Source organism: Altericista sp. CCNU0014 (assembly GCF_044923475.1).
In the GTDB taxonomy this organism is placed as follows: Bacteria; Cyanobacteriota; Cyanobacteriia; order Thermosynechococcales; family Thermosynechococcaceae; genus JAAURS01.
On record NZ_CP137338.1, the window covers coordinates 3,481,906 to 3,504,364 of the forward strand.

Below are 22,459 nucleotides of genomic sequence, written 5' to 3' on the forward strand. Positions count from 1 at the left end.
AGAACTATTTTTGACGATCGTCGGTCTTATTCACAAAACAGCGTTTTACGATCCAGTCGTTTTGGCTGTATAAGATAACATTCTTATTGCAGAGCGATTCTTCTCCAACTCTTTGCAGAAAAATAAACGATCGATCTCGATTCAGATCGGGATCGTTCTTATCAAAATAAAACCTTCCAAAATCCCTAACATTATAGATTCCATCTTTATCAAGGCTATATTGACTATCTTTTTGAAAATCAGCAGGCGGATACTGAGTAAAAAACAATGCATATACATAGGGTAATTTAATCCGATCCGTCACAAGAATCTTTTCAGATAGCCTAGATTGGGTAATGGCTCGATCGAAAGCATTCTCTAAGCCATAGTTAAATGCGATCGCAGCAGTCGAAGAATAAAAGAAAAAATAGTTTGTGACAAACAAAAAACTGCTAACTAAAACCCAGATTGTAATTATTTTTTTCAAGATTTTCTTTAAATCGATATCTTTTATCCCCTCAAGAAGACCTTCAAATCCAATCGCAGCAATGACCAATACAGGAATGAAAACAGCATTAGCACGATTTATATTTAAGCTAGATATAAATACCATCGGCAAACAGGAAAATAACCATACTAAAAGCAAACTAGCTTTAGCTTTTGATTTCCATTCATCCAGAAGAATCTTAATGCCTATACAAAGAAATGGAAATAAAATCATGTAAATTGGAGGAAGCCCTGAAATTCGATTCCAGATTTTATCATCCTGAAAACCATTAAATATAAATTCAAGATTAGTTTGAGGATTAATTGCCCTGAAAGGTGTAGAGGTGAGCAAAGGAATGCTAAACGGCAAATATTTCTCAAAAAATAAACCATTCCTAAATATTGAATTCTTGACTGTAAATAAGAGGATCGGCAAAGATGTAATGGCAAAAATTATGACTGAAATTAGCCATTGACTTTTCTTCTCTAAAATCAATGGCTTGTAGTATTTAAATAGCAATAAAAATATGCCGAACAATATAAAGTAGAATGTGCCATAGGCATACAGTGCGATCGCCCAAGGAACCAAACAAAACGCTCTCTCTTTCAAGGAAGCTTTAGAAGACAAGGCTCTATGAACAGTATAAAAGCCCAATAAGACAAAGAAAGGTAATAAATTAGATTCCAAACCCCATCGAGATAGCATCACATGCCAAGGACTAACAGCTAACAAAAAAGTAGAAATACAGGCTATTTTTCTCGAAACAGTTTTTTTCGTGAATTCGTATAGCAAAGGGATGGTTAAAATCCCAAAAATAAGATTAACGCTACGAACAGCCTCTACCGTTAGCCCAAAGAAATGAATGACTGGAATCAATAAATAGGAATACAGTACATTTTGCCCTGCTCCCCATGCGATAAAGTATGCCGGCCAAATATTGCCCCACTTATCTTTACCCGTTAAAAGGAGGGAGTAAGCCTCATACCCTGCTGCCGCTTCATCTTGATTCAGTCCGGGGGGAATCTCTCCAAATAATATGACTCGCAATAAAATCCCAATGCCGCATAATAGAAGAACAAAAGCTAATTCATTTTTTTTGAGATAGTTTAAATAGTATTTTTTGCTCAAAAATCGCATTTAATTTTAGTTTGATACGACTAAATGATTCAATGAAATCGTGCAGTATCTTTGTGTCTTAGTGCTATTTTTAAATTCCAAATTTAATTCCAGGAACCGCGCGTTTTCTCCGTTTAGCTCCAAAGCAAACGGGACTTTAGTTGTTGGAATATAAGTTAAATACTTTTCTTCAATTGTATTTCTGTTGATATCCAATGTTTTTGAGCGCAGTAGAATTGGATCGCTTTGAGAGCAGTTTGACATTATATTAATTTGTCCGTTTATCCTTGTTTTAGGAAAAAGTTTGCCAAAGTATAAAAGGGAGGCTGGAGATCGACTTTTCACAGATAGAGGAGAAACATGGGCCGTTTTAAAGAGCGCATCTCTTTCAATTACAGTCAATTGGCCCGATTCTAAGGTCAGCCAATCGGTTTCACGCCCTGGCTTACGATCGATTTTTTGCTCCATCCATTGGAGAGTGCTGAAGATTGTCTCTAGCGATGTAGGTTTAACTCGTTTATAAAGATAGGCCGTTACTCCTTCTTGAAAGGAAAATTGCTCCGAAACTTGTTCGAAATCCTGAGCGATCGATTGCTTATTTCTAAACATATCGCCCACAATGGTAATCACTTTTTGCTGCTCTGGATTAATGTGATATTGCATTGGATCTGTCACAACAATGTAACGGGCATTCAGCAGTCCGTTGAGGGGATAGAAATCGCGGGAATCAATATCGGAGGTACGGATAATGTTTAGTTTTTGCTCTTTATATAATTCTTTCTCTCCTTCTTCTATGATGCTTTTATTCAAGATTCCATAGGAAGAAGCTGCAATATACGTGGAATCGTCTGGCCCGCTGTTCTCTTTAAGATACTCGATCAAACGAACCACTTCAGAATAATCGGAGCGAATCAATGGAGCCTCGCGCCTAGCCAACAGTTGCTGAAAAGGTTGAATTACAAGACTTACATGACCTAATCCAATATTAAAATTAAGGGCTAGTAGAAATACTTCAAATAAAATAACGATTGCTACAAAATAATATCTAAATTTATTTCCTACATATTTAAATGTACTATCCGTCGACCATATTAAAGTACTAATCCCTAAAATCATAAATGGGAGAAAATGCGACGCGTAGTGAACGCCAAGCTGTTTTGACGAAAACACCCATTGAAAGATAGTCACTATACCTAATAGACCCAGAAAACCTAGTTTCTTAGAATCGAATCCCTTCTGGCGCAGACCGACAATAAATCCGATCGCCGCTAATAATATAAATATCAGTCCAAAAGATCCGGCGTAATATTCAATATTTTTTAATATCGATTCTTCATAGGAAGAATAAAGTTCTCTATAGTTGAAATAGAATATTTTAATCGATAAATGAATAGAAAATATCAAAAATAAAATTAATACAAGTATAGCTCTTTTTATGATCTCCAGATCGAGCTTATACTCGTTTATACGATGTATCTTCTTGCGTCCTATTGCTATAAGACTCTGAAGTATGATTGTAATAATAAAACTTCTAAATGCATAGGCAAAATGTCTCCGAAACACAACTAAAACCGACATTATCCCTGCAATTTTGAGAGGCTGACCTTTTTGTTTCAAGCTTGTATCTTTCCAATACACCAATATCCCAGCCATAAAGAGAGTCACTCCCCCAATATCTGGATATCCCCTCAAGACAGAAATCCACACAGCTGGAGTCATTAAAGTTATAAAGGTTGCCAGCCAAAATGCAAGCCAGCGCTTTTTAAGCGTTAGATTGCTAAATATAACTCCCATCATTAAGCTAAACGATGAGATATAAACAATAGCCAGACTAAATATGAAGGAGAATCTAGATGTTCCAAATACTAAATAGAATGGCAGAATTGGGAGACAAAATAGTTTAGAGTAATCGGCAAAGAGCGCATTAATAAATTCCAAAACCCCCTTCAAAAAAGATTTCTTAAACTCCCCAATTAATATGTCGGTGCTTTTTTGATAGCCAATATAGTCCCACGAATAAATAAATTTTTCTTGGCTTACATAACTCTTTGTAGTGATATAGATAATCGAGATTACAAGAGTTAGCAAAAATAGATTGACATAAAGTTTCGTTCTATTTTTTTGGAGATTTTCTATTCTCATGTCTATTTAATGCTGCAAGTATTCTTTGGCCTGACTTTAGCCATTTCTAACGATCGCGAACGGACGCTAATTCAGCGTTTCGTAGAGAACCCATCAAATAATATCAAGTCCTGTCGCTTCCCTACGAAAGTGTTGTCTATTTTATGGGAGTCTAGGATTGCTAGACGAGCGGTCTTCCCTCTCGTCGATATTCTTGATGGGGACATTCGACCTGCTGGCGATGGATAGCGAAACCCTTTTACTCTGACTTTAGACGCAAAAAAAGCCCAGCCGTTTCTCAGGAAAGGACTGGGCTTTAATTTTTAGATGGACTGTAGCCTAGCTAGGCGATCGCCGCCATGGTCACATCGCTGGAGTTCAGAATCCCCTGAAGCTCTTCCGAGTCAACGGTTTCCTTCTCAACCAGCATGTCAGCAATCTTGTCGAGCACTAGCTTGTTCTTGATTAACACATCCTTAGCGCGTCGATAGGCTTGGTCTACTAGGTTGCGGACTTCATCATCGATGGCGGCGGCTGTCTCGTCGGAGAAATCGCGCTCTGCCATGATGTCTCGTCCCATAAAGGGATTGCCTTGCTGGCGACCGAGGGCGACAGGACCCAGGCGATCGCTCATCCCAAACCGAGTCACCATCTGTCGCGCCACTCGCGCCACCTGCTGGAGGTCGTTAGAGGCACCCGTCGTCACTTCGTCTTCGCCAAAGATAATTTCTTCGGCAATGCGACCGCCTAGGGCAACCGCCATTTGATTTTGGAGGTAAGAGCGGCTGTAAAGGCCAGACTCCATTTGATCCTCGCTCGGGGTAAACCAAGTCAGCCCCCCCGCACGACCGCGAGGGATGATGCTGATTTTTTGAACCGGATCGTAGTCCGGCATCAGCGCGCCCACTAACGCGTGACCTGCTTCGTGGTAAGCCACCAGCACCTTACGCTTCTCGCTCATGACGCGATCTTTCTTCTCAGGCCCAGCCAACACGCGATCGATGGCGTCGTTGACCTCGTCCATCGAGATTTCAGTTAAATTGCGTCGAGCGGCGAGAATAGCCGATTCGTTAAGAAGGTTTGACAAGTCCGCACCCGTAAAACCTGGGGTTCGGCGGGCAATCTTTTCAAGATCCACATCCTTACTCAGCGTCTTGCCGCGAGAGTGAACGTTGAGGATTTCGAGACGGCCCTTGTAGTCGGGGCGGTCCACCACCACTTGGCGATCGAAGCGACCGGGACGAAGGAGAGCGGAATCGAGTACGTCAGGGCGGTTGGTCGCTGCAATGATGATAATGCCCGTATTGCCTTCAAACCCGTCCATTTCCGTGAGGAGCTGGTTGAGCGTTTGCTCGCGCTCGTCGTTCCCACCGCCGAGACCAGCACCCCGCTGGCGACCCACAGCGTCAATTTCATCGATAAACACGATACAAGGCGCGTTAGACTTAGCCTGCTCGAATAAGTCGCGGACGCGGGACGCACCCACACCCACAAACATCTCGACGAATTCAGAACCAGAGATCGAGAAGAACGGTACGCCTGCTTCTCCAGCGACAGCTTTAGCCAAAAGGGTCTTTCCAGTCCCAGGAGGTCCGACCAACAGAACACCTTTTGGAATTTTGGCTCCTACGGCGGTAAAGCGATCTGCATTTTTCAAGAAGTCTACAACTTCGCTAAGTTCTAGCTTGGCCTGCTCGATGCCCGCTACATCGTTAAATGTAACCTGAGTCTGAGGTTCCATCTGGACTCGCGCTTTGGATTTGCCAAAGTTCATGGCTTGGTTCCCAGGTCCGTTCTGAGCTCGACGGAATAGAACAAACAATCCCACCAGCAGGGCGATCGGGACTAAGAACGTGCTGAACGCGCGCACCCAGAACCCTTCATCGCTAGGAGGTAGTACGTTAATGTCTACCTTGTTTTCGGTCAGGATATCGATCAGCTGCGGATCGGGGGGAAGGTTGACCTGCACCCGAGTTCCATCGGCAGTCACGACCTGGGCTTGGCTGCGGTCGGCACTCAAGCCAATCTTCTCAATTTGCTGTTTTTCTACAGCCTCGATCAACTGACTGTAGCGCCAGCTTTCTTTGGCAACAGGCTGCCTATCCAAGAGCGACGTTGCCAAGGCTAAGACAACAATCCCTAATAGGACGTAAAGTCCTGCATTTCTCCATCGCTTGTTATTCACGGAATCTATGTCCTCCTGGCTGAGTGGGGGCCGGATGTGGTTATACGGTTTTATTAACTAATGTTAACTTATCTCAGAAAGACGCTGCACAGCAATGCATGCAGATCTTTTTTAAAGAGGCAGCTTGAAAGATACAGTTTGGTTAATTGGTTCGAATCATGCTGCCCTCAGGGTTGATGAGGCGCAGGAGCTTTTGCTTGATCTGCGTGTCGAAGACGCTCCATTTGAGTTTGGCGTACTCAGAGTTTTCGTTAAGACCCGACAAAAAGCCCATTGGAATCTCAAACCCACCGGCCAGCGATCGCCCACCACCAAAGAACCGACCTTGCGCGTCCTGTCCGAATGCTTCTTTGATAAATTCATCGGGGTCGAGGGTAATCTTAGTGGTCCGCAGAGAGCCGACCACTAACTCTAGCTCTTCATCTTCGTCGTGGGCGATGCCGTAAACGACCGCTGTATGGACGTTATCTTCAGTAATTAAAAAGTCAGCGGCTTGAGGGATGGCATCGCGGTCGTCGTAACGCAAAAAACCTACCCCAGCAATGCTGACGTTGTTCTGAATAGAACGGTTCTTCAGCGATCGCTCGATCACATCCATGACCTGCTTGGAGCGGGTCGATTGCAAAACTGTGTTGAGCATCTGCGCGTCGTAAAACCGACTCAGGTAAGCTGCGGCCAAAAAGTCTTCTTCTTGGGCCTGTCGCAACCCATTGGTATCGGATCTGAGCCCGTGCATGAGCGCCGTCGCGCATTTCACGTGTTCGCCAGTGTTGCTGTCGAGATTGAGCAAACCAGCCTGGAGATACTGGGTCAGAATGGTGGCTGTAGCGCGGGTGTGGGTGCGAATATCTACAAATTCAGCTTGAAGATCGTCCTGAGTGCTGTGGTGGTCGATGACAACCAAAACCGGAACTCGAGCCTGTTGGGCCATCGGTAAAAGCTGGCTGGTCGTCCCTTGGTTGTCGATCAGAACGCAGCCTTTGTAAATCGACCAGTCCTTTCCCTTAGCCGTGGGGCAGTTCCAGCGCTGGATGGGAAGTCCGGTCAACTTCACGAGGGCAATATTTTCCTGATGGCTGAGGGTGCCGCCATAGACAATATCGGATTGGATATCAAAACGCTCTGCGATCAGCTTGTAGGCCCAAGCTGAAGACAGCGCATCTGGGTCTGGAAAGTCTTGCAAAATAACAAGATGTCTCTCGCCTCGATGTTTATCGAGGACGCGGATCAGAGCGTCTCCACGGTTATCGACAACGCGCTGGGCTGGGTTAGGAAATCCAGACCGAGACAGGATTTTCTCGCTGTCTCCTCGCAGAGTCTCGACTGGGTGTAGTTCCAACAGCGGGTCAACATCGACAGAAGACAAAGAACTCGGCACCATAGGACGCTCAGAAGTATTCAGAGGGTGAGGGGTTGACAGTTGAGGGATGACGTCTAGCCGCGCTAGGTTCTAGCGCGGAGCAATGGCAACCTCAATCCTTCGATCGTAACTGATAGACCCACAAACCCGCACACCTCTTACGAGAGTAGCGCGACGATCGCGTCGTTCTTCCACATGGGCTAGAGTTTGGGTCATAACCCGATCATATACTTGCGCCACTCTTGATGCCCGCCATTCTGAACCTGTTTGTTAACTTCAAAATACAAACTGCTAAAAGGCCGTCTTGGATTTTGGCGCAGGGGCATGCGCGCTTCTTGAGGGGTACGATTCCCTTTTTTGACGTTGCACTTGACGCAGGCCGTCACGATATTTTCCCAGCTATCGCCACCGCCCCGCGATTTTGGCATGACGTGGTCTAGGGTCAAATCTTCACCGCTATAGCTACAGTATTGGCAAGCGTGACCGTCACGGTTCAGAATATTGCGGCGGGTTAAAGAAATCTCTTTATGGGGTAGGTGCACGAAGTGACGCAGGCGAATCACTGTCGGCAAGGGCAGATCGGCATACACGCATTTCCCGTTATGCTCGACTTGTTCTGCTTTTTCTTTGAGCAGTAAAACAATTGCACGACGCCAGCTTGTAATGTTCAGCGGCTCGTAGGAGGCGTTAAGAACCAAAACTTTGCCCATAAAAGCTTGACAAAGAGCTTTTCTACAAATATTAACACAGCTCCTATGAGAGCTAGCTTTTGCCCCATTCACGCCCGTACAGATCGAAATCGCCCGCTTTAGCGTTGCCGCACGAGGTCGCAACCGATTACGGTAGGTTCGGTAAATACGCCTTAAGCTTTCTGCGTCAGAGCGCCACTATAGGAAGGAGAGTGCAGGCGATAAGCCAATTTAACGATCAAGGAGCGAGAAACGTCTTATGGCAAAAGTGGTTGGAATTGACTTGGGTACTACAAACTCCTGTGTTGCGGTAATGGAAGGGGGTAAACCCACGGTAATCGCAAATGCCGAGGGTTTCCGCACAACGCCTTCCGTCGTAGCTTTTGCAAAAAATGGCGATCGCTTGGTAGGTCAGATTGCCAAGCGTCAGTCTGTCATGAACCCAGAAAATACCTTCTACTCGGTGAAGCGCTTTATCGGTCGTCGAGTCGATGAAGTGGGCACTGAAATGACTGAAGTGTCTTACAAAGTTTTGAATGCGGGCGGCAACGTTAAAATTGACTGTCCTGCAGCAGGGAAGCAGTTCTCTCCTGAAGAAATTTCGGCTCAGGTCCTGCGGAAGCTGGTGGACGATGCCAGCAAATATTTGGGCGAAAAGGTGACGCAAGCCGTCATTACTGTTCCGGCTTACTTTAACGATTCCCAACGTCAAGCCACCAAGGACGCGGGCAAGATTGCGGGGATTGAAGTGCTGCGGATTATCAACGAGCCGACGGCAGCGTCCTTGGCTTACGGCTTAGACCGCAAGAGCAACGAAACCATTCTGGTTTTCGACTTGGGCGGCGGTACCTTCGACGTGTCTATTTTAGAAGTGGGCGACGGCGTATTTGAGGTCATGTCCACCTCCGGTGACGGGCACTTGGGTGGCGATGACTTTGACAAGAAAATCGTAGATTACTTGGCCTCTGAGTTCCAAAAGGTAGAAGGCATCGACCTGCGCAAAGACCGTCAAGCCCTCCAACGCCTTACGGAGGCGGCGGAGAAGGCCAAGATCGAACTGTCTAGCGTCACTCAGGCTGAAATCAATTTGCCGTTCATTACGGCAACCCAAGACGGTCCGAAACACTTGGATACAACCCTGACCCGCGCCAAGTTTGAAGAGCTGTGCGCCGACCTGATCGATCGCTGTCGCGTTCCGGTCGAAAATGCGGTACGGGATGCCAAGATCGACAAGAGCGCGCTTAACGAAATCGTGCTGGTGGGCGGTTCCACCCGGATTCCTGCGGTGCAGGAGTTGGTGCGTCAGGTGCTCGGTAAAATGCCGAACCAAACTGTAAACCCCGATGAAGTGGTAGCGGTCGGTGCGGCGATTCAGGCGGGCGTGTTAGCTGGTGAAGTCAAAGACATTCTGCTGTTGGATGTCACGCCGCTATCGCTGGGCGTGGAAACCTTGGGCGGGGTGATGACCAAGCTCATCACGCGCAATACCACCATCCCCACCAAAAAGTCAGAAACCTTCTCGACTGCTGTAGACGGTCAGACCAATGTAGAAATCCACGTCCTTCAGGGCGAGCGCGAGCTGGCCAGCGACAACAAGAGCTTAGGAACCTTCCGGCTTGACGGTATTCCTCCAGCTCAGCGGGGCGTCCCTCAAATCGAAGTGACTTTCGACATCGATGCCAATGGTATTCTCAACGTCGCTGCCAAGGATAAGGGTAGCGGCAAGGAGCAGTCTATTAGCATCACGGGCGCTTCTACACTATCCGATGACGAAGTGAACCGCATGGTTAAGGATGCCGAAGTCAATGCTGAAGCGGATCGCGAGCGTAAGGAAAAGGTAGAGGTCAAAAACCAAGCCGATACGCTGGTCTATCAAGCTAAAAAGCAAGTGGCCGAGTTTGCCGATAAGGTTCCTGCTGCGGACAAGGATAAGATCGAAGGTCTGATCGGGTCTCTGGAAGAGGCGATCGCCGCCGACAACACGGAGCAGATGAAGTCCCTCACTGGAGAACTTCAGCAAGCTCTCTACGCGATTGGAACGAGCATGTATCAGCAGGCTGGGGCAGCAGGTGCGGCACCCGATTCAGATGCTGGTGCGGGCGGACCTGAAGCCTCTGCGGGTAGCTCCGGTTCTGAAGACGATGTGATTGACGCTGAATTTTCAGAAAGCAAATAGCTAGAAGGAAGGCTTACCCCAGTCAATGCTAGGGTAAGCCTTTCCTGTGGATCTATTGCCGTTGCAGATTGCTCCTTACAAGTCCCCCCCCTGATGCACTCTTTTTGCAGGGGGGATTTTTTGTAGGGGTTCGCGCGTGCTTTAAAGGAGGTTACTGCGCGTTACTGTTCGTCTTCAGTATCAATTTTTGGCAAATAGGACGGACGCTCTTTGCCTTCCCAACCGACGGGACGCTTGGAGTTATAAAAGGCGATCGACCCTAGGGAGACGGCAGCAAAAAAACCGAGGGCCAATACTCCATAGAACGCATAGAGAGAATGCGAACCCGTTCCAGTTAAGGTCGTCAGGTTGAAGGCAAAAAGCATAGGAGCAGTATCCAGTAACGAAACATTAAAGATAAGGATTGTTTCTAGAATACTCGCTTTTTCAAGGCGGTACTGGGTTGTTTTCCCCATCCAACGGCATTTTTTCAAGACTCGGATTTTCTGATGCCACGACTTGACACCATAGAAGAGCGATACTAGACTTAGCGGGGGTTAGATTGTTCTGCTTAGCTATGGCGCTAGATATAGAACTCTTTCCTCGTTACATTTAGCTCTAGAGATGGTCCTATGGTTGTATCTCAATCCCCTCGCGTCGAACTCAGCGAATCCCAAAGAGCGGTTTTACAAAAATATTTTGTCAATGGCGAATCCACCTGGGAAGCAGTGGTGGAGCGCGTGGCTCGGTTTGTGGCCAGTGCGGAAACGACACCGGAGCTGCGCGACTACTGGGAAGAAAAGTTTCTGTCGATTTTGATTCCGATGAAGCTGGTGCCGGGCGGGTCGATTCTGGCCAACTGCGACCACGGCACTAGAGGTCTGCTGAACTGCTTTGTGCTGTCGGCAGAGGACAATATCCACGACATTACTAAGCTGGTCTCCGATGCGGTGCTGACCACTAAGTTTAGGGGCGGGGTGGGCATCAATATCGGAGCGGAAGGGCAAAAGGGCTACATCCGTCCGAAGGGTTCGCCATTTCAGGATGGGCGAGCGCTGGGGCCTTGCGCGGTCCTGGATATGGTGTCGGAAAATTCTAAGAAGATTACGACGGGGAATAAGGCGCGGCGCGGTGCGTTTTTGTTTTCGATGGATTGGAAGCACCCCGACATTTTGGAGTTTATTCAGGCCAAGACGCAATCCACGATCGATGCTGGAGTCACGAAGTCGGTCATCGAGCAGATGGCTCAGTTGGTGCAGAGCGATGTGCCGTTGGCGGAAAAGCAAGAAAAATTCCGCGAAATTAATCAGCAGCTCGCAACGGCTTGGGTGGAGACGCATTTGAGTCCTGAAGGAAAACGCGATCGCCGTTGGCACAATGCCAATATTTCCGTACAGCTCGACGATGAGTTTTTCGCGCAGTTGGATGCGGGAGACGGTTTTGCTCACGAGCTATGGGACAAGATTGCCAGCAATGCCCACGCGACGGCTGACCCTGGCCTGCTGTTGATCGACAACGCCAAGCGCCGCAGCCCCATCCGCGATTTTGTGACCTGCACGAATCCTTGCGTAACAGCAGACACTTGGGTGCATACGGGTGAGGGACCACGTCAGGTCAAAGATTTAGTGGGGCAACAGCACAGCACTTACGTGAATGGGGAGCTGTTTAGCACTACGTCTGAAGGTTTCTTCTCGACGGGGGTTAAACCTGTACTGAGCCTTCAAACTCAGGAAGGGTATCGGCTGCGGTTGACGGGAAACCATAGAATGCTGAAAGTGACAGCGCAGACTCGGTATCGCCAGTACACCGAATGGGTGGCAGCAGAAGATCTTCAACCGGGCGATCGCCTGATGCTTCACGACCACCGTGTTTCGGAAGGTTGGGAAGGCGCTGGTACCTTTGATGAAGGCTGGCTGCTCGGTAGCCTAGTGGGAGATGGAACCTTTGCGCTCAATAATCAAGGCGAGATGCAGGGCATTCTTGGATTCTGGGGCGATGATAATCCTGTAATGATGGGTTATGCAGTCAGTTTGCTCAATCAGATTGAAAAGAAAAGTAGTGTTGGTCGGGTTTATTCTGTAACGGGTACTCAGGCGATCGCCCAACAAAAGAGCATTGTGGCAACAACACGGCTGGCCGAACTGGCACAACGATTTGGCATTAGCAGAGGCGCTAAAACCGTAACGGCTGAAGTTGAGCAAGCTAGTTTTGCCTTTTATCAAGGATTCTTGCGCGGTCTATTCGATGCAGATGGGAGCGTCCAAGGTCATCAAACAAAGGGAGTCAGCGTTCGTCTAGCTCAAAGCGATCTGGCAACCCTTGAAGCTGTACAGCGCATGCTGGCTCGGATGGGGATTGCTTGTAAGCTTTATAAAAATCGGCGAGAGGCTGGCGATCGCCTTCTTCCTGATGGCAATGGCGGTCTTGCAGCATACTTCTGTAAAGCACAGCACGAGCTGATTGTTGCTGGGGACAATTTGGGTCGGTTTGCAGAAACGATTGGATTTCAAGATCCTGCCAAGGCAGAAAAACTTGAAATGCTGATGGGTCAGTATGTGCGGACTCCTAACCGAGAACGGTTTTCTGTGACGGTGGCGGCGATCGCAGCCGATGGTATTGAAGAAGTCTATGACTGTACGGTACCTGGGCCGCATTGTTTTGATGCCAATGGCTTAGTGGCTCACAACTGCGGCGAGATCTTCTTACCGCCCAACAGTGCTTGCAACCTTGCTTCCCTAGTGCTGACGAAGTTTATCCACCGTCAACCCAACGGCGAGATCGAGATTGATTGGCAGGACTTGGCGGAAACCGTAGCTATTTCGACTCGATTCCTAGACAACGTCCTGAGCGTGGCGGAATTTGCCACCCCCGACCAAAAACACAATGTACGGAACGTGTTCCGGCAGTTGGGACTGGGCATCATGGGCTGGGCCGATTACCTCAAGCAGGCGCGGATTGCCTACGACTCCCCCCAGCACCTAGACGAAATCGATCGCTGGGGCGGGTGGATTGCGAACTATGCCTATCGCGCTTCGGAGGCGCTGGCGGCAGAGAAGGGAGCCTGCGGCGTGTGGCCCCAGATCCAGGATGTGCGGACGGGCAACATTTTTGAGCGCTGGGTGGACAGCGAAGGCAATCAGTACAACGGCGAAGAAGCCCTTGCCTCTCATCGGCAGGACTTAACCCAAGTGCCGCGCCGCAACTCCACGGTGCTGTCCATTGCGCCGACGGGCAGTATCGCTCAGCTTGCGGCCTGTTCTTGGGCCTTTGAGCCAGACTTTGGGCTGACGATGTGGAAGCAGGTGTTTGTGGATGCGTCTAAAAACGAGCAAAACTGGATTCAAATCCTGAACCCGTATTTGGAAGACCTAAATCTCTCGGAAGCGGATGCGGAAATTGTGAAGCGATCGGGTTCCCTCAAGGGCACTGAATTTGCGAAGCAGCATCCCGATATTACGGCAGCGTTTAAGATTGCGCGGGAAGTGCCACCGGGCTGGCACATTCTGGTGCAGTCTAAATGGCAGGACTGGATTGATTCTTCTATTTCTAAAACGATTAATCTGCCCAGTCATGCCACGGTGGATGAAATTAAGCAGATTTATCGTTTGGCGGCGAAGGCGGGTTTGAAGGGAGTGACGATTTATCGTTCTGGGACGCTGGAGTCGGAGCCGATTAAGGTGGGCGATGCGGAGAAATCTGGGAGTTAAGAGAATCTCTCCCCTAAGTCTCCCTGTTTCAGGTAAGGCTAACTCATTGAAGAAAGAATCATCCCCAATGAGCTGACCAAACCAAAAAAATACGAAAAGTCTAAGTTGGGTGAGCGAAGCCGAACCCAACACCTCCGCCGATGCTGGGATTCGACTCCGCTCACCCAGCGATGCAAATGATTTGGTATTTAAACAATGGCAAGTACACAAGCTTTATTGACCCTAGTCGATTCTTTCCCTGAAGCGTTTTTTGACCCGGAGGGGGCGCAGGCTAGCGTTAGCACAACGCAAGGGAACCAGCGCCAAGAGGCAGTTCGGATTCAGGCGCTTTTGGATTTGGCAACGGAATTTCCTGAAGCGTTTGCTGACCCAGAGGCACCCGTTGCAACGTCTGCTGTGGCGACGGCTCCTGCACCGGAGGTTCAACCTGTGGTGGAAGAGGTGGCGGCTCCGACTGCGCATGCAAGTTTACCTGCTGGGTACGAACTTTCGCTCAACCGCACGATTCCAACGTTTACTTGGGGCAATATTGAGGCGCACTTAAGCTATTCGACGGCGGGGCTAGCGTCGCTGTGGCTGGTGGCGGGCAAGTCGGGGACGGAGATTCAGTCGCTGTGCGAGGCGATCTGTCGGTTGACGAATTTGCTGTTGACTTATCAGGTGCCTGTTGCGGAGATTGTACGGCAGTTGCGCGGCATTCGCGGGGCGGATTCTGAAGGGCTTGGCCCCCATCGGGTGTTGGGGTTGGCGGATCTGATTGGCAAGGTGTTGCAGGAGGCTCCGGCGACGTTGGCGGTTGGGGCTGCTGCTCCGGTGGCGGTGGAACAGGCTGGGACATCCGCGGCGACTGTGCTGGAACCTGCGAAGGTTGAGGCTGCGATGCCTTTGGGCAATTCTCAGAATGGCAAGTCTGTAGTGAAATTAGGTAGCGAGTTGTTATCGCCTTCGTTACTCGATTTATCGGAGAACAATCATCGAATGGGTCTTTGTGCTGAATGTGGCTCTGAGTTGCAGGCAATGAATGGTTGCTCTGGTGGGGCCTGTCTGGTGTGCGGATTCAGTAGCTGCTCTTAATTCGGTTAGGTATAAGCTTCTTTTTAGAGGCATTTCTGTAACATTTTCAAGAGTGGCGTTAAACGTCTGAAAGAATTTTGATGAATTACATAAAAAATATGTTGCAGGATCAGAAAAAACCAGAAGAGGTTTTTACTCCGAGGGCTTCAGATGTCAATGAATCAATGTATGTAGACCGACCAGAGTTGGAATCCGCATTAACGAAAGGTCTACGCAGTGGTATGCATCTGTTGATATCTTAGTGGTGCAGAAAACTTTTTAGGCCTATTTAGAGCGGATTTACCATAGGCTCAAGCTACCTATTTCCGTTAATTTTTTGTATATTCTCAATAAATGGCCTTGTTGAGAATAACGAGTTTACAGGGTTTCAGGAGTTTTCTGCACCACTAAGCTGTTGATATATGGAGAGAGTGGCAGTGGAAAGACTTGGTTATACAAAAAAGTTCTGAAGAATCTAGGTGTTAATGTGTATATTGCCAATTTGGCAAATGCATCTAGACTTAAATCTATTAATGCTGAGTTCTCAAATTTAGTAAACAGAGAAAAACAAGCAAGACAAACTGGTTATAGTGAGACAAAAAAAGCAGATTTGAGTGCGGGCATTGCTTCCGGAGGGTTACAGCATCAAAATCAGTATAGTTTTAGCGAAAAAGAACCTTTTGAAGCGTGTCTAAGCCATATTCGCAGCTTGAGCGGTGATGGACAAGCAATTCTTGTGCTTGATAATCTTGAGTCTATTAGATCTGATCAAAATCTTTTGACTGAGTTAGCAAACATTATAACCCTACTGGATGATGAACGTTATGCCTTTTACAAAATAAATATTTTAATAGTTGGTGTGCCTGGTGATCTGCGCGAGTATTATCAAGCAACGCCAAATCTAGCTACTGTAGCCAATCGGATTAGAGAGTTACCTGAGGTTTCAAGGATGACCTTAGAGCAGTGTAAATACCTTATTAATCAAGGTTTTATTCAGGAGCTAAAATACTCGATTGATAACATTAGTGATCTTGAGTCCCATATTTCCTGGGTAACTGATCGTTTGCCTCAGAGAATACATGAGTTTTGCTTAGAACTTGCATTTCTTGGAGAGAAAGTTGGTCGCAGAATAGAATTTCGTTTATTAGATGAGGCTGATAAATTCTGGCTCAATCAATCTCTTGCATCAAATTATACAGTCATAGAGTCAATGATGAATGAGCGTAGTACTCTTGTTGGCAGAAGAAATCAAACACTGTATTCACTTGGTCTGATTGAAGTTGAGGAGTTTAAATGGTCTGATGTTGAATCTATTCTTAGAAGAGAATTCCCATCGTCTACAAATAATTTAACCTTAAATATTCCTCAGATTTTGAGTGGATTGTCAACTCAAGATAATCCAATAATTAAGCGATCTCCTAAAGGTGATGCATATTGTTTTTCTGATCCAAAGTACAGAATGTGTTTGAGGGCCATGCTAAGAAAGAGTACAAATTATGATTCAGTCGAAAAACTGCCTATTTCTGATATGTAACTTTGCCTAAGTGAGGCTAGTTATTGTAGGTGAGATTGAAGAATGAAACCTAATCTCCAGAGTTGGTTAGCAATGTTCCGAGAGCATTGATGGATACAGTTCCACATCTAGCCAATGACAAATAAGCGTAGAGTATTCAAAGTTTGTCTAGCCAGTTTGTGAATGGGCGATCGCCTTGCCCAAGACTTTGCTAGAGCGGGGCGATCGCCCTGTGTGTTGGTCGTTCGAGGGCGATCGCGCATAATAGAATCAAGAATCCTCAAGCGCCATCATCGATCGCCCAAAAGGTCAGAATTATGAACATTAGCCTAGAGTTACCGTCAGACCTAGAAAACGAGCTGTCTACCGAAGCAGCCCGACTAAAATTGCCCTTAACCGAATACGTTCTCCGTATCCTTTCCCTGCGCCCCGACCTAGAAAATCCACCCAAAACAGGTGCAGAACTCATTACTTACTGGGAAAAAGCTGGCGTCATCAACTCCCGTCCAGACATTCTGAACAGTCAAGACCATGCTCGCAAAATACGCCATCAAGCCGAAACCCGCGAGCAATCATAACAATGTATTTGCTCGATACCGATATCCTCATTGATATTCAGCGAGGTCACACACCCGCGATCGCCTGGTTCGCCAGCTTATCCGAAATTCCAAGCATCCCTGGATTTGTTGTCATGGAATTGATTCAGGACGCGCAAAACAAGCAGAAAGTCCGCCAAGCATTGCAACTAGTGGCACCATTGCCAGTCGTCTGGCCTACCGAAACAGACTGTGCCCGTGCCCTTTCCGACTTTACGGTTTACCACTTGTCAAACAACGTTGGGTTAATTGATGCCCTAATTGCAGCCTGTGCCGTTGGACGCAGCGCAACACTTTGCACTTTTAACATCAAGCACTATCGAATCATCCCCGAACTTAACATAGAGCAACCCTATAGTCGTTGAACGCTGGGTGGCAATTCAACACCGTTGAACTGGTCAGAATCGATAAGCAGACTGGTAACTTATACGTGCTTGCTGGAGATAGCATAGACTTCGAGATCAAGCCCGCTGGAGGGTATGAGCCATGACAGAAGCCAACCTTGAGGCAATGAGCCTTAACGAACTACGTCAGTATATCCTAACCCATCGCCAAGACCAAAAAGCCTTCCATCTCTACGTCGATCGCTCAAAATCATCAGATCGGATGATCGCGATCGACCCTGGCGATCCAAATTGGGAAAATACCCTGGAGCAAAAGATTCAGCAAGTATCCACAGGCGAAGCTGGATCCAACTAGTGAATCAAACATATTTTCAGAATGCCTGATATTTTGGGTATAGGGAGCGCCTTTCCCGAAGCCGAAAAGCGATCGCCTAGCCCAAGATTTTCCTTGAGGGGGGCGATCGCCCTGTATGTTGGTGGTTTAAGGGCGATCGTGTTGTCCGAGGCTTGGGTTGAGCGGGGCGAACTAGTGGTCTGGGTGCGGACTTTTGGTGCATGGCGGTCGCGCCAACTCACAAATAACCAATCATTTCAGTCAGAGTGGCTAAAATTAGAACATAAGTATCCTAATCCATTTTATCGTTATGACCCTACATGAACTTCAAGAACAAGCCATGAGACTGTCCGTGGGAGATCGTCAACAATTAATCGAGATTTTGCAGCGATCGCTCCAAACCAAAAAACAACCCGCAGTCAAGCCGAAGGGCTTAGCCGCAAGCCTCATTGGTATTGCCAAAACAGACGCACCGCCACCCACCGATGAAGAAGTAAAAGCCATCCTGGATGAGCGGTTAGCGCAAAAGTATTTGTAATGCGAGTTTTATTTGATACCAACGTGCTCTTAGATGCATTACTGGCACGAGAACCTTTTGTTGAAGATGCTGCGTTCCTCCTGAAGGGCATTGAATCAGGTCAGATTGAAGGGTTCATGTCTGCAACGACAGTAACAGATGTTCATTATCTTGTTGGTCGTCAAACTAGAAGTCCTGAAACAGCAATCACAGCCGTAATCAGGTTGTTAGAACTGATGGAAATCTGCACAGTGGATCGCAATGTATTGAACGAGCGATCGCACTGGGATTTTCAGATTTTGAAGATGCCATTCAAGTCGCCTGTGCTATGGCCCTAGAGTTGGATGAAATTGTCACTCGTGATGTTGATGGATTCAGAGACTCACCCATTTCAGTCCTTTCTCCTGAAGAATTAAGAACTTATCTGGGGTAAGGTCAGACGATCGCCATGCCCAAGATTTTGCTTGAGCATGGCGATCGCCCTGTGTGTTGGTAGGTTAAGGGCGATCGCTGGGGCAAGTGGAGCGATCGCTCAGCCATAATAGAGAAACATCGAAACACCAAGAGGGCACAACCGATGTTAAGCGTCAGCGTCTCCCTACCCGACCACCTCAAAGACTTAATTGAAGCAAAAGTACGAGAAGGTGGGTATAGCGATTCCAGCCAATATCTTTACCATCTGATCTGCCAAGATATTGCCCAAGCCATGCCAGAAAACCTAGAGCAACAGCTATTGGAAGGTCTAGAAAGCGGTACACCTGTTGAAGTCACCGATGAATGGTGGGAGCAAAAACGCGCTCAGCTTCTAGAAAGCCGCTAACGTAACCAGGTATGACCAAACGCATTGTCATTACACCCAAAGCCAGTGCAGATCTAGACAAACACTTTGAATACCTGGCCCAATACAACATAGAAGTAGCGCTGAATTTCTTTGATGCTGCTCGTCAAACGTTTGCTCAGATCGCTCGGACTCCTGGTATCGGTAGCCCTTATATCGCAAAAAATCAGACCTTACAGGGGTTACGGAGATGGGCAGTCAAAGGTTTTAATACCCAGTTGATTTTCTATTTCGAACGCGATGACTTCATCGAAATTATTAGAGTTCTCAACGCTGCGCGCGACATTGAGACCATATTTACACAAAAACCTTGAGGCCAGTGTCACATACGATCGCATTTCTAGCCGACGGAATAGCGATCGCCCTGCCCAAGATTTTGCTTGAGTGGGGCGATCGCCCTATGCGTTGGTCGTTCGAGGGCGATCGCATTGCCCGAGATTTGAGATGGGAGACAGCTGCATCGCTTTTGCTGAAAAGCAGAGAGGGCGATCGCTTTAATGCATCATCAAAAATGACTTTGCAGACCTCAACCAGCAATTCTCGTATCGCTAACCGGGGCAATACTCAATCGAAGGCCAAAAGGCTCAAGCAATCGATTCAGCGTTTGCTGAGTGATATTAGAACTAGGCTTAAGCGCACGGCTAAGATTAGAACTAGGCAAATGAATTTCTGCCGCAAACTCCTTCAGCCCGTAAGCACGAATAACCTTACCTAGCGCTTCCTGAATGGGAATATCTTCCTCTACTGCCGCTAGTAAAAACTCCCGCGCAAACTCTCGATCCTGAAGATCTTCAGCCAACCCTTCATTCCAATCTCTGCTTCTACCTCGCTTAGTCATCTTTCCCTCGCTTTCGATAATCATCCCAATATTGCTGAGCCTGCCTAATATCCTTTTCCTGAGTTCGTTTATCTCCTCCAAGTAAGAGCAGCAAAACAGTATGGCCATCAAGAGCAAAGTAAATGCGATATCCCGCTCCAAACATCAACCGAGCTTCCCAAACCCCATCAACTAAAGGCTTCGCATCCCCAAGATTCCCTCTCTCAAACCGCATGACCCGTGCTTGAATTCTGGCCCTTACCGTTTTATCGAGAGATGATAACCAAACCCGATAAGGGCTTTCATTTTCCCGTGTCAGATACTCACGAACTATCAATGAATCCATTATGATATAATATCATATATGATAAATTAAAGACTGCGGTTGTCTCGCATATTTGCAAACCCTAAGCTTGCACCAAGAACCCGCACTTCGAGCATCCTGCAAATGCGATCGCTGTGATTTGTCGGTGGGGCTGTGGCGCTTCCCTTGCGTGCAGTAGTTTAGGTGCGATCGCCTTGCCCAAGATTTTGCTGCAGTGGGGCGATCGCCTTGTGTGTAGCTAGGTTGAGGGCGATCGCGTTGTCCGAGACTTGGGTAAACAGACGCACCGCCTCCCACCGATGAAGAAGTAAAAGCCATCCTGGATGAGCAATTAGCGCAAAAGTATTTGTAATGCGAGTTTTATTTGACACCAACGTGCTATTGAATGCATGACTGACGCGTGAATTAAAGATTCATTAAAGCTCTAGGTAAATGCACTCCAAGATCTAACCGATACATGAATGCTTTGCGATCGCATTGGACCGCGATCGCGAGGGTCGCAGGTTCTTCAAACGCAACAGCAGTTATTTCGCATCCAGCCTCCAGCGGGAGCTGCGCTTGCGCTACAGTCCTCCCTCGACGGTTGAGACAAGCAAAACTACCGCTGCGATCGCCCAAAATATAGCCCCAACGTGCAGCGCAAACCCAATCCGCACAAACATCGAGGGGAATTCGCTTAATCTTGAGCGGCGACAGTTGAATGAGCATCCCCATCGATGGTTCTGCTTCGATCGCAGCAAAGAGATAATTTCGAGCAGTGCTGCCAAGCGTCGCTGCCTTGATAACGCCTTCGAGGTCGTAGGCCCAGTAAAAGTGCCCGCGTCGATTCCAAAACTCCAATCGCTGAAATTGATTGGGAAATTCCAAAGAACCCGATATCAGCGTGCGGGCCACGAGGAGATGGCGGGAACTGACAACCCAAACCCGATCTGCCGCGCGCTCCAATGCAACGGATTTTGCAGCGCTAAGGTGGGAGAGCTTGCAAATCTTGAGAAAACTGGGCTGTAGCGCGCTATCCAGCAGAGCCGGATCGGATCTCGATCCAGAGGCAGCGTTGCCGCCATAAAGCATTGCCAGCCAACGACCTTGGGGTTCGATATCAACCCAAACGCGAGGTGTTTTGCCGGAGGGGTCGCGCGGAATGGGTAGCGTTCCCAGGGACTGGATTTCAGTCTGGGATTTAAGCCAAAGGGTTAATTCTTCAGGCGATTGGGTCGCGATCGTGCAGCCTTGGGGGTGGGACCAAAGCCCGCAGATGACCCGATCGAATTCACAAGACAACTGCAGGTGTTCCGAGCGAATTTGAAGCTGTCTGATGAAAGTTGAAGAATTGATATCTGTGGCGATCGCGCTAGGAAAAGCAGACTTAGGTAGGAGTTGCCGCTGCGGAGAGTATGTCGATTGCGGACCGGTAGAGGGTGGATCTGCGTGACGAAGACTGACAATGACAGCTTCAAGGGCAAGCATCATCTCCGTGGCCGAACTGTAGCGATGCTGCGGTAGCTTCTGCAATGCCTTGCGGATGATAACCTTCAACAGCGTTGGGAGCGGCTTGGGAATGCGTAAAGGCTGGTTCAGATGAGCCTTCATCACATCGGCAGGCATTCCAGAAAAGGGCCGCTGTCCCGACACTAATTCGTATAGCAATACCCCCACCGCGTACAAATCCGACGCGGGGGAATAGCGACCGTAGAAACGCTCCGGAGCCATATAAGCGGGCGATCCCGTATCGCCCGAACTGGTATTGCGCGCTTCTGGGTTACCCGTGAAGCGCGCAATACCGAAGTCTGCAATTTTAGCGCTCCAGCCTTGAGCTGTCGCGTCTAGCAAAATATTTTCGGGCTTGAGGTCGCAGTGAACGATCTGGTGTTGGTGGATGTGTTCGATCCCCCGTAAAGTATCCTGAACCAGACCTAATTTTTGTAGAAAAGAAAGCTCGGTTTTAGACTCTAAGAGCTGCCGCAAAGTGCCACCCTGGCAGTAATCCATCACAATATAACGCCCGGCATCGCGATACTCGACACCGCGAAAACTCACGATATTGGGATGATTTAGCCGTACTAATATCGCCAGCTCTTTTAAAAAATTGTGGGTCGGAAACCGCAGGTGATCTAAGCTTTTGAGGGCCAAAAGCTGGCCCGTACTGCGATCGTACCCGCAAAAAACCTTGCCGAATTGACCTTGCCCGACTTCCCCTAGAATTCGGTAGTGCGAGTTTTTCATAGAGCTGGCAGACAATGGAGGGCATCTTTCAAGAGCGCGGAGCACCAATTTTAGATTGGATTAAAACGAGCGAAGTCAATCGTAATATCGCACGTTAACG

At 47.9% G+C, this 22,459-nt stretch carries 24 protein-coding genes; 13 read left to right on the forward strand and 11 right to left on the reverse strand.

Features of this window, described 5'->3' with window-relative positions; translation table 11 throughout:
* Nucleotides 1–4: 4 nt before the first annotated feature.
* The 5 genes from R6H26_RS16580 to R6H26_RS16600 all read right to left on the reverse strand — a co-directional run bounded on the left by R6H26_RS16580 (nucleotide 5) and on the right by R6H26_RS16600 (nucleotide 7,958).
* Nucleotides 5–1,594 carry an ArnT family glycosyltransferase gene (locus R6H26_RS16580; protein ID WP_404783860.1) on the reverse strand — a complete coding sequence of 530 codons (1,590 nt, stop codon included), beginning with the start codon at nucleotides 1,592–1,594 and terminating at the stop codon, nucleotides 5–7.
* Nucleotides 1,595–1,609: 15 nt separating this feature from the next.
* Nucleotides 1,610–3,724 (reverse strand): hypothetical protein, encoded by a 2,115-nt coding sequence (locus R6H26_RS16585; protein WP_404783862.1) that lies wholly within the window; start codon nucleotides 3,722–3,724, stop codon nucleotides 1,610–1,612.
* 322 nt (nucleotides 3,725–4,046) lie between these two features.
* Complete coding sequence (gene ftsH3, locus R6H26_RS16590; RefSeq protein ID WP_404783864.1) at nucleotides 4,047–5,888, reverse strand: ATP-dependent zinc metalloprotease FtsH3; 1,842 nt, start codon at nucleotides 5,886–5,888, stop codon at nucleotides 4,047–4,049.
* Nucleotides 5,889–6,030: 142 nt separating this feature from the next.
* Entirely contained in the window at nucleotides 6,031–7,269 is a 1,239-nt protein-coding gene (locus R6H26_RS16595) for a bifunctional oligoribonuclease/PAP phosphatase NrnA (protein ID WP_404783865.1), read from the reverse strand.
* A 191-nt stretch (nucleotides 7,270–7,460) separates the two neighbouring features.
* Complete coding sequence (locus tag R6H26_RS16600; protein ID WP_404783867.1) at nucleotides 7,461–7,958, reverse strand: HNH endonuclease; 498 nt, start codon at nucleotides 7,956–7,958, stop codon at nucleotides 7,461–7,463.
* Nucleotides 7,959–8,196: 238 nt separating this feature from the next.
* Here R6H26_RS16600 and dnaK point away from each other — a divergent pair, with 238 nt between their 5' ends.
* Entirely contained in the window at nucleotides 8,197–10,113 is a 1,917-nt protein-coding gene (dnaK, locus tag R6H26_RS16605) for a molecular chaperone DnaK (protein ID WP_404783869.1), read from the forward strand.
* Between the two features lie 161 nt (nucleotides 10,114–10,274).
* Here the strand turns inward: dnaK and psb35 are convergent, their stop codons facing one another.
* Nucleotides 10,275–10,478, reverse strand: a complete 204-nt coding sequence (gene psb35 / locus R6H26_RS16610; protein WP_404783870.1) for a photosystem II assembly protein Psb35 — start codon at nucleotides 10,476–10,478, stop codon at nucleotides 10,275–10,277.
* Nucleotides 10,479–10,724: 246 nt separating this feature from the next.
* Here psb35 and R6H26_RS16615 point away from each other — a divergent pair, with 246 nt between their 5' ends.
* The 3 genes from R6H26_RS16615 (at nucleotide 10,725) to R6H26_RS16625 (ending at nucleotide 16,386) form a co-directional block, all read left to right on the forward strand.
* Entirely contained in the window at nucleotides 10,725–13,799 is a 3,075-nt protein-coding gene (locus R6H26_RS16615; RefSeq protein WP_404783871.1) for an LAGLIDADG family homing endonuclease, read from the forward strand.
* 195 nt (nucleotides 13,800–13,994) lie between these two features.
* Nucleotides 13,995–14,873 (forward strand): hypothetical protein, encoded by an 879-nt coding sequence (locus R6H26_RS16620; RefSeq protein ID WP_404783873.1) that lies wholly within the window; start codon nucleotides 13,995–13,997, stop codon nucleotides 14,871–14,873.
* Between the two features lie 394 nt (nucleotides 14,874–15,267).
* Entirely contained in the window at nucleotides 15,268–16,386 is a 1,119-nt protein-coding gene (locus R6H26_RS16625) for an AAA family ATPase (RefSeq protein ID WP_404783874.1), read from the forward strand.
* 107 nt (nucleotides 16,387–16,493) lie between these two features.
* Here R6H26_RS16625 and R6H26_RS16630 read toward each other — a convergent pair whose 3' ends face one another.
* On the reverse strand, nucleotides 16,494–16,628 hold the full coding sequence (locus R6H26_RS16630; RefSeq protein ID WP_404783875.1) for a hypothetical protein: 135 nt from the start codon (nucleotides 16,626–16,628) through the stop codon (nucleotides 16,494–16,496).
* Nucleotides 16,629–16,682: 54 nt separating this feature from the next.
* Here R6H26_RS16630 and R6H26_RS16635 point away from each other — a divergent pair, with 54 nt between their 5' ends.
* The 9 genes from R6H26_RS16635 (at nucleotide 16,683) to R6H26_RS16675 (ending at nucleotide 19,308) form a co-directional block, all read left to right on the forward strand.
* Nucleotides 16,683–16,943, forward strand: coding sequence for a hypothetical protein (locus R6H26_RS16635; RefSeq protein WP_404783876.1), 261 nt, complete (start codon nucleotides 16,683–16,685; stop codon nucleotides 16,941–16,943).
* A 2-nt stretch (nucleotides 16,944–16,945) separates the two neighbouring features.
* Nucleotides 16,946–17,326, forward strand: a complete 381-nt coding sequence (locus R6H26_RS16640) for a PIN domain-containing protein (protein ID WP_404783878.1) — start codon at nucleotides 16,946–16,948, stop codon at nucleotides 17,324–17,326.
* Nucleotides 17,323–17,451 (forward strand): DUF6888 family protein, encoded by a 129-nt coding sequence (locus R6H26_RS16645; protein WP_404783880.1) that lies wholly within the window; start codon nucleotides 17,323–17,325, stop codon nucleotides 17,449–17,451. Before R6H26_RS16640 ends, R6H26_RS16645 begins: the two co-directional genes overlap by 4 nt.
* Entirely contained in the window at nucleotides 17,448–17,660 is a 213-nt protein-coding gene (locus R6H26_RS16650) for a DUF6887 family protein (protein ID WP_404783882.1), read from the forward strand. Before R6H26_RS16645 ends, R6H26_RS16650 begins: the two co-directional genes overlap by 4 nt.
* Before the next feature lie 21 nt (nucleotides 17,661–17,681).
* The gene (locus R6H26_RS16655; protein ID WP_404783883.1) at nucleotides 17,682–17,963 is read left to right on the forward strand and encodes a hypothetical protein; all 282 of its coding nucleotides are present in this window, start codon (nucleotides 17,682–17,684) and stop codon (nucleotides 17,961–17,963) included.
* Nucleotides 17,950–18,177 (forward strand): hypothetical protein, encoded by a 228-nt coding sequence (locus R6H26_RS16660; RefSeq protein ID WP_404783885.1) that lies wholly within the window; start codon nucleotides 17,950–17,952, stop codon nucleotides 18,175–18,177. The genes R6H26_RS16655 and R6H26_RS16660 overlap by 14 nt, the downstream gene beginning before the upstream one ends.
* Entirely contained in the window at nucleotides 18,177–18,494 is a 318-nt protein-coding gene (locus tag R6H26_RS16665; protein ID WP_404783887.1) for a PIN domain-containing protein, read from the forward strand. Before R6H26_RS16660 ends, R6H26_RS16665 begins: the two co-directional genes overlap by 1 nt.
* A 239-nt stretch (nucleotides 18,495–18,733) precedes the next feature.
* Nucleotides 18,734–18,976, forward strand: coding sequence for a type II toxin-antitoxin system ParD family antitoxin (locus tag R6H26_RS16670; protein ID WP_404783889.1), 243 nt, complete (start codon nucleotides 18,734–18,736; stop codon nucleotides 18,974–18,976).
* 11 nt (nucleotides 18,977–18,987) lie between these two features.
* Nucleotides 18,988–19,308, forward strand: a complete 321-nt coding sequence (locus R6H26_RS16675; protein ID WP_404783891.1) for a type II toxin-antitoxin system RelE/ParE family toxin — start codon at nucleotides 18,988–18,990, stop codon at nucleotides 19,306–19,308.
* Between the two features lie 212 nt (nucleotides 19,309–19,520).
* Here R6H26_RS16675 and R6H26_RS16680 read toward each other — a convergent pair whose 3' ends face one another.
* The 4 genes from R6H26_RS16680 to R6H26_RS16695 all read right to left on the reverse strand — a co-directional run bounded on the left by R6H26_RS16680 (nucleotide 19,521) and on the right by R6H26_RS16695 (nucleotide 22,359).
* Nucleotides 19,521–19,832 (reverse strand): DNA-binding protein, encoded by a 312-nt coding sequence (locus R6H26_RS16680; protein ID WP_404783892.1) that lies wholly within the window; start codon nucleotides 19,830–19,832, stop codon nucleotides 19,521–19,523.
* A complete protein-coding gene (locus R6H26_RS16685) occupies nucleotides 19,825–20,157 on the reverse strand; it encodes a type II toxin-antitoxin system RelE/ParE family toxin (RefSeq protein WP_404783894.1) in 333 nt (110 codons plus the stop codon). The genes R6H26_RS16680 and R6H26_RS16685 overlap by 8 nt, the downstream gene beginning before the upstream one ends.
* 158 nt (nucleotides 20,158–20,315) lie before the next feature.
* Nucleotides 20,316–20,507: a hypothetical protein gene (locus tag R6H26_RS16690; RefSeq protein WP_404783896.1), complete on the reverse strand. Its 192-nt coding sequence runs from the start codon at nucleotides 20,505–20,507 to the stop codon at nucleotides 20,316–20,318.
* Nucleotides 20,508–20,541: 34 nt separating this feature from the next.
* The gene (locus R6H26_RS16695; protein WP_404783897.1) at nucleotides 20,542–22,359 is read right to left on the reverse strand and encodes a serine/threonine-protein kinase; all 1,818 of its coding nucleotides are present in this window, start codon (nucleotides 22,357–22,359) and stop codon (nucleotides 20,542–20,544) included.
* Nucleotides 22,360–22,459 lie beyond the last annotated feature (100 nt).